A 7,276-nucleotide genomic window follows, 5' to 3' on the forward strand; every position below is an offset into this window, starting at 1 on the left:
GAGGCAATATCAATATGATGCACGGCGACAGCAGGGTGATGGTGGTGGTGTGTTTGGAGACAGCCAGTTTACCAGCACCCTGTCTGTCAACTTCCACTTCCCCAAGATCCCGCGAAGAACCAAATTCTTCCCCGCCCCAGCGCCCGATCAATTGCTGGTCCGGTGCCCAGCTCTTGAGCTCCCTGGCCAACTGCCGGATAGCCTGATCCCCCGCCTGGTGACCATGCTTGTCGTTGATCTGCTTGAAGTGATCGATGTCGATGATGAGCAGGGTCAGGGGCGTTTCGTGCAGCCACTGTTGACCCAGTCTCTCCAGCAGGGCGCGCCGGTTGGGCAGCCCGGTCAGCTGATCGAAGGTGGCGAGCTTGTAGAGGTGGCGCGAGCTGCGGTGGAGCCTGCGGGTGGTGAGCCCGAGCAGGATCAGGGCGACGGCCAGCAGCACCAGCAGCAGCAATTGGTAGTAGCGGGCACTCTGCTGGTAGAGCAGTTGCTGGCGCTTGCTCTCGTTTTCCTGCTGCAACGCGCGATTGCTGGCCTCGCTGCGAGCCAGATCCATCTCGACCTGGAAGGCGGCCGCGTGCTGGCTCAGGGTCTGGTTGAAGTGCTGCTTGTAGTACTGCATGTAGCGGGTCATGGCCCCGTAGGCCTCGGGGTAGCGGCCCAGATCGGCCAGCAACCTGGCCTGCATCGCCCGACCATCCATGGAGAGAGGGACGGTGTGCTCCATCAGCAGTTGCAGGGCCAGCTGCTTCTCGCCACGACCCAGCAGGGTTCTTGCCCGGATCTCGGTCAGACGGGAGGCCGCCTGCGGGCTATCCAGCCTGTCATAGATGGCTTGTGCCTCCTCCAGGCTGCGCCAGGCTGAGTGCCAGTCCGCCCGTGCGTTGAACACCATGGCCTGGTAGCCGAGGACGATGGCACGATAGTGGGGTGACAGGCTCGGCGTGGCCAGCAGGGTATCGAGCAACTGGCTGGCTCTGGCAGGCTGGCCCATGTCGATGTAGAGCCTGGCCATGTTGGCCCGGATGATGGCCTGGCTGTTGGGTTCGTTGAGCTGCACCATCTGGCCGAGGGCATCCTGATAATAGGTCTCGGCCTCACGGTAGAGATTGAGGTCCGCATAGAGGTTGCCGAGGGTCATCAGCAGACGGCCGCACTGCAAGGTGGAGAGGATGGAACCCGGCTCTTTCTGCTTGAGGTGATAGGCGGTCTTGAGCTCGAGGATCGCCTCTTTCATCTGCTGGGTACGGTAGAGGGCGAGCCCGTTGAGGGCATGCCACTCCGAGACCTGCCTGGGGTGATGCCGGACCGCTGGCCAGAGCTGGGTGAGCAGATCGAGCGCCTGATCCGGCGTATCGGCATCCAGGGTCAGGGCAATCTGCTGCAACCGGAAGTCGAGCAGGCGAAGGGTCTCCTGCTGGGCATTGGCCAGACCGCGGGCGCGGGCATTGTCGCGCTGTGCCTGTGGATAGCGGCCAAGGGCTGCCTGGGCCAGGGACCTGGCGTAGAACAGTTCCATATCCTGCTGGGGACTGGCGTCGAGGCGCTGCAGATAGCCGACGGGATCGCGCGCCGCCTGCAATTCAGCCTCTTTCAGCAAGGAGGGAGCTGCCTGCAACTGGGTCATCCAGAGCAGCGCCAGTGCCATTATGAATCTCATTGAATCCTTTCCCCGACCAATGGCGCCATCATAATGGCTGATGTCACCTACACCATGTTTCTTTGCTTCTCTATAACCGTATGGGGGAGAGGATGAGGTGAAAAGTCGTCGCAACTGCGGGGTGCGTCGGTTGTCTCTGGTTGCGTCAGGATGCAACAGTGGCGACAATCGTGGGCAAATCACAGTGGAGAATCATCATGTTGGCCAAAGCCATGATCGAGAAGTTGAACGAGCAGATTAATCTTGAATTCTATTCCTCCAACCTCTACCTGCAGATGAGCGCATGGTGCGAGGACAAGGGCTTCGAGGGGGCCGCCACCTTCCTGCGCCAGCATGCGGTCGAGGAGCGCCAGCACATGGAGCGCCTGTTCACCTACGTGAGCGAGACCGGCGCCATGCCGGTGCTGGGGGCCATCGAAGCGCCTCCCCATGAATTCAAGTCCCTGGGTGACATCTTCCGCACCACCCTGGAGCACGAGTATCACATCACCAAGTGCATCAATGGTCTGGCCCATGTCGCCTTCACCACCCAGGATTACTCCACCTTCAACTTCCTGCAGTGGTACGTGGCCGAGCAGCACGAAGAGGAGAAGCTGTTCAAGAGCATCGTCGACCGTCTGAGCCTGGTGGGCGAGGATGGCAAGGGCCTCTATTTCATCGACAAGGAGCTGGCCGAGCTGGCCAAGGGCGCCCCGGCCAGCATCATGGACGGCAACGCCTGATAGTCGTGGACACTTAGTGTTCAGTCAGTACAATGACGGCCCCTTGTAAAGGGGCCGTTTTCTATTTGCAGGTGTCCTTGTACCGCTGTGCTGGTGTCTGCCGGGTACAATGACGGTCCTTTAAGGTAAAGGGGCCGTTTTTCTTTTGATGGGTGAGTGACGATGAAACAGGTGGATGTGGTGGTGATCGGTGCCGGGGCGGCCGGATTGATGTGTGCGGCCCAGGCTGGCTACCGGGGTCGCTCCGTGCTGGTGCTCGACAACGCCAAGAAGCCGGGCCGCAAGATCCTCATCAGCGGCGGCGGTCGCTGCAACTTCACCAATCATCAGGCGGGTCCCCATGCCTTCCTTTCGGCCAACCCCCACTTCTGCAAATCGGCGCTGGCGCGCTATACCCAGCAGGATTTCATCGATCTGGTGGACAGGCATGGCCTGAACTACCACGAGAAGACGCTGGGCCAGCTCTTCTGCGACGACAGCGCCAAGGATATCGTCGACATCCTGCTGACCGAGTGCGACTGGGCTGGCGTGACCCTGCAGTTCCAGACCGAGATCCTCACCGTCAGCAAGACAGATGAAGGCTTCGTGCTCGACACCAGCAAGGGGGAGATCGCCTGCTCGTCGCTGGTGGTCGCCACCGGCGGCCTCTCCATGCCGAAACTCGGTGCCACCCCTTACGGCTTCAAGCTGGCGGAGCAGTTCGGCCTCACCGTGCTGCCGACTCGCGCCGGGCTGGTGCCCTTTACCCTGCATCAGGCCGACAAGGAGGCCTTCGCCGATCTGGCGGGGGTCAGCCTGCCGGTGGCGGTGACCGCCGAGGACGGCACCCGCTTCAAGGAGGCCATGCTGTTCACCCATCGCGGCCTCTCCGGCCCCGCCATCCTGCAGATCTCCTCCTTCTGGCTGGCGGGGGAGAAGATTCACATCAACCTGCTGCCGGATCTCGACATTCCAGAGACCCTCAAGACCTGGGCCCAGGCCCATCCTGCCCAGGAGCTGAAAACCGTGCTGGGGCGCGAGCTGCCCAAGCGCTTCGTCGACAAGCTGGTGGAGCTGGGATGGCTGGTGAGCAAGCCGATGCGCCAGTACAACGAACGGGAGCTGGAGGCGGTGGCCACCCTGCTGGGGGATTGGCAGATCCTGCCCAACGGCACCGAAGGGTATCGCACCGCCGAAGTGACCCTGGGGGGAGTGGATACCAACGCGCTCTCCTCCAAGACCATGGAGGCGCGCACCGTGCCCGGCCTCTACTTCATCGGCGAAGTGGTGGACGTGACCGGCTGGCTCGGTGGTTACAACTTCCAGTGGGCCTGGTCGTCGGGCTGGGTGGCAGGCCAGTACTGCTGAGGGATGCCGCATCCATGCTGTGAATGGTCCCGTCAGCGGCCTCTCGGGTGACAACTTCCAGTGGGTCCGGTCGTCGGGCTGGGGGAGAGGCCGTATTGCTGACAAAGAGGCTCGGCGGATGAGTCCGAGCGGATATGGCCGTGTCAGGCGGCCCGAGTGATGGAACCAGACGCGGCCTGCTCAGGCCGCGTTTTTTATGGTCGGTCGCTGGCTGCCGGTTGGCCTCTAGCCTCTCCTGATATTGGGCAGGAAGGCGGTCAGCAGGCCAATAAGAGGCAGATAGGCGCAGACCTGATAGACGGTTTCGATGCTGGTGGCATCGGCCAATCTGCCCAGCAGGGCGGCCCCTATCCCTCCCATACCGAAGGCGAAGCCGAAGAAGAGGCCGGAAATGGTGCCGACCTTGCCGGGTACCAGATCCTGGGCGTAGACCAGGATGGCGGAGAAGGCCGACGCCAGGATGAGGCCGATGACAATCGACAGCACCGAGGTCCAGAACAGGTCGACGTGGGGCAGCAGCAGGGTGAAGGGAGCGACGCCGAGGATGGAGATCCAGATCACCCGCTTGCGACCGATGCGATCGCCGAGCGGCCCGCCGAGCACTGTCCCTGCCGCGACGGCAAACAGGAAGGCGAACAGATAGAGCTGGGCGCTCTCCAGCGACAGGTGGAACTTGTCCATCAGGTAGAAGGTGTAATAGCTGCTCAGGCTGGCCATGTAGAAGAACTTGGAGAACATCAGCAGACCGAGGATGGCCAGTGACCAGCCAATCTGGCGGCGGCTCAGGCCGGTGCCGGCATGGGCCCTCATCCGCCGATGGAAGCTGGCGGCATGGTGGCTGGACCAGCGGCCGACGAAGCTGAGCACGATGACCCCGATGAGTGCGAACAACGAGAACCAGGCCGCACTGCCCTGTCCCTTCGGCACGATGATGAGCGCCGCGAGCAGGGGGCCGATGGCCGATCCCAGATTGCCGCCGATCTGGAACAGAGACTGGGCCAGACCAGGCTGGTTGCCGGCCGCCATGCGGGCGACCCGGGAGGATTCCGGGTGGAAGACGGAGGAGCCCATGCCGATCAGCATGGCCGACAACAGCACGGCGCCAAAGCTGCCTGCCTGCGACAGGTAGAGCAGCCCCACCAGCGTGAAGCCCATGCCCAGAGGCAGGGAGTAGGGCATGGGTCTGCGGTCGGTATAGAGGCCGATCAGGGGTTGCAGCAGCGAGGCCGTGAACTGGTAGGTGAGGGTGATGAGACCTATCTGGGTGAACGACAGATCGAGCCCCAGCTTCAGGAGGGGATAGATGGCCAGCAGTACCGACTGCATCATGTCGTTCAACAGGTGCGAGAAGCTGATGGCGGCGATCACCGGATAAGCGGTGGTAGTCGGGTTGTCCACCGCGGGCGGGGCGGTGATCGGGGTGTCGGTACTCAAGGTCTTGTCCATGGCTGGGGGATCACTCCCTCTACCATGCCCTATCCCGGCGTATCTGGACATAACCAAAGTGGGCGAACGCCCGGATTGCGTTCGCGCGGCGCGCAGGCCGTTCATGCTGACGGCGTGTGGATGGCTGGTCAGATCTTGTGCTTGGCGCGGGGCGGATTAGTATAGAAGGCCTGCCGCCGTTATCCGGCCCATCACCCGCCATGGAGGGAACATGTTCGAAAGCCTGGGTGTCATCAACGTCTGGACCTATCTGGTCGGTCTCTTCTTCATCATCATCGCCCCGGGCCCGAACTCCCTCTACGTGCTGCGAACCGCTGCCGTGCGCGGCATAGGCCCGGGTTATCGCGCCGCTCTCGGCGTCTTCGTCGGCGATGCCATTCTCATTTTCTGCGCCTATCTGGGGATCGCGTCCCTCATTCGCACCACCCCATTGCTCTTTACCCTGGTGCGCTATCTGGGCGCCATCTACCTGCTTTATCTGGGGGTGAAGATCCTGCACGCGAACTTCATCGCCAAAAAGGCGGGACCGGCGTCCGAGATGGATCCCGGTGAGCGCTATTTTACCAAGGCCCTCACCCTGAGCCTCACCAATCCCAAAGCGATCCTGTTCTACGTCTCTTTCTTCGTGCAGTTCATCGACTTCAGCTATGCCCACACCTGGATCTCCTACCTGGTGCTGGCTGGCATGCTGGAAGCGATGAGCTTCGTCTACCTGACCCTGCTGATCTTCGGCGGTACCCTGATGGCCCGCTTTTTCCGTCAGCGCCAGACGGCGGCCCGTCTCGGCAACGGCCTTATCGGCCTCTTCTTCATGGGGTTTGCGGCCAGGCTGGCGACGCTCTCCTCCTGACCCTGGGGATTGCTGACCGTCCGGTGTCGGGCACCTAGTCTGGCCAGCAATCCTTGCCCACGGGGATGAAGCGGGACTGGTAGACGATGAGCTTCTGGTTGCCCGGCTGATTGATCCCGGGATTGTGGTAGGTCTCCCCGGGCAGCAGGTACTTGCTGTCCGCCTCGCTGTCCGCCTGCTGGCAGCCCCGTTTCACCATGAACTCGAAATAGGTGTTGCCGGTATTGGTGATGGCGCTCTGTGCCGGGTCCAACTGGTATGCAAAACGTGACTGACGCGGGCGCACCACCAGGATGGACTGCAGGGCCAGTTTCACCTCGACGGTTCCCCGGTGCTGCGTCTGGCTGCCTTCATCCACCTGGGCTGCCGGTGACTCGGTGAAGGTGATGCGGTAGTAACGCTCATGGTCATCGGCGGGCCCCTTGTAGTAGAACTTGACGTTCTGGGCATGTCTGGCGTGCAGGGTGAAGCGCCTGGGGGCAAACAGCAGCTCACCGGGGACGGTGGGCAGTGTCCTGCCTCTGGCCGTGGGGTCGCTGATTTTTTCCATCTGTATGTCGTACAGCTTGGGTGAAGCACTGTTGTTGGTCAGGGTTCTGGTAATGAACTCCTGCTCTGGCGCCATGGCAAGAGTCATGGCGCCGATGTCGAGGGCGGCGGCCTGTGAGGCCAGCAAGCCGCCCAGCAAGGGCCAAAGTAGACGATGCATGTTGTACTCCATGGTCAGCGCCAGGTCCCCTTGATGGTGATGGTGCCGCTTTGTTCCACCTCGCCTTCCCACATCTCGTCGCCCATGGTGCGCTGCACCATGGGATCGGTCAGGTCGAATTCCAGCGCCAGCTTGTAAAACCGGGTGATGCCCTGGCCGTTGACGGGATCATTCCACTCCTGTGGTGGTTGATTGTCCTGTATTCCGAGGGTGCGAATATCCACCGGTGTGCGATCGCAGCGAATGGCGTGCCGTGAACCCGCTCCATGAGCCACCGAATCGAATACCAGCCTGGTAGGGATGGGGACGGCCTGTTCAGGTACGAAGGTGCCTGCCGGATAGAAAGTGCAATATCCCCGATAGGGCGAACCTCTGTCCTGTGAAATAGAAATTTCCAGCATATCGGCACTGATGGGGCCGCTATGGAAGGTGCGAACAAGTCCCTGATATGAGATCATGTTTGTCATCTGGAGCCATGAAAAAGGGTTCATCATGAGTCATCAGCTCACCTTCGCCGACAGTGAATTCAGCAGTAAGCGCCG

7 protein-coding genes are annotated in these 7,276 nt (G+C 61.6%); 3 read left to right on the plus strand and 4 right to left on the minus strand.

What is annotated here, in order from left to right; genetic code table 11:
• The coding region (locus ACNPAA_RS20300; RefSeq protein WP_417891971.1) for a diguanylate cyclase domain-containing protein at positions 1–1,648 on the minus strand (1,648 nt) is incomplete at its 3' end.
• Between the two features lie 209 nt (positions 1,649–1,857).
• Between ACNPAA_RS20300 and ftnA the strand changes: the two genes are divergently transcribed.
• Both ftnA and ACNPAA_RS20310 read left to right on the plus strand, forming a co-directional pair.
• Positions 1,858–2,382 carry a non-heme ferritin gene (gene ftnA / locus ACNPAA_RS20305; RefSeq protein ID WP_010672333.1) on the plus strand — a complete coding sequence of 175 codons (525 nt, stop codon included), beginning with the start codon at positions 1,858–1,860 and terminating at the stop codon, positions 2,380–2,382.
• A gap of 162 nt (positions 2,383–2,544) precedes the next feature.
• Positions 2,545–3,729, plus strand: coding sequence for an NAD(P)/FAD-dependent oxidoreductase (locus tag ACNPAA_RS20310; RefSeq protein WP_045522679.1), 1,185 nt, complete (start codon positions 2,545–2,547; stop codon positions 3,727–3,729).
• Positions 3,730–3,954: 225 nt separating this feature from the next.
• On the opposite strand, the gene ACNPAA_RS20315 is transcribed toward ACNPAA_RS20310, so the two are convergent.
• Complete coding sequence (locus tag ACNPAA_RS20315) at positions 3,955–5,175, minus strand: MFS transporter (RefSeq protein WP_041214206.1); 1,221 nt, start codon at positions 5,173–5,175, stop codon at positions 3,955–3,957.
• A gap of 211 nt (positions 5,176–5,386) precedes the next feature.
• Between ACNPAA_RS20315 and leuE the strand changes: the two genes are divergently transcribed.
• Positions 5,387–6,025 (plus strand): leucine efflux protein LeuE, encoded by a 639-nt coding sequence (gene leuE / locus ACNPAA_RS20320; RefSeq protein ID WP_151027502.1) that lies wholly within the window; start codon positions 5,387–5,389, stop codon positions 6,023–6,025.
• A gap of 34 nt (positions 6,026–6,059) precedes the next feature.
• On the opposite strand, the gene ACNPAA_RS20325 is transcribed toward leuE, so the two are convergent.
• Complete coding sequence (locus ACNPAA_RS20325; protein WP_043153787.1) at positions 6,060–6,734, minus strand: fimbria/pilus periplasmic chaperone; 675 nt, start codon at positions 6,732–6,734, stop codon at positions 6,060–6,062.
• A 14-nt stretch (positions 6,735–6,748) separates the two neighbouring features.
• On the minus strand, positions 6,749–7,192 hold the full coding sequence (locus tag ACNPAA_RS20330) for a hypothetical protein (protein WP_234924907.1): 444 nt from the start codon (positions 7,190–7,192) through the stop codon (positions 6,749–6,751).
• Positions 7,193–7,276: the final 84 nt, after the last annotated feature.

This window comes from Aeromonas sp. PS2Canimalfood6 (assembly GCF_048276795.1).
Lineage (GTDB): Bacteria > Pseudomonadota > Gammaproteobacteria > Enterobacterales > Aeromonadaceae > Aeromonas > Aeromonas caviae.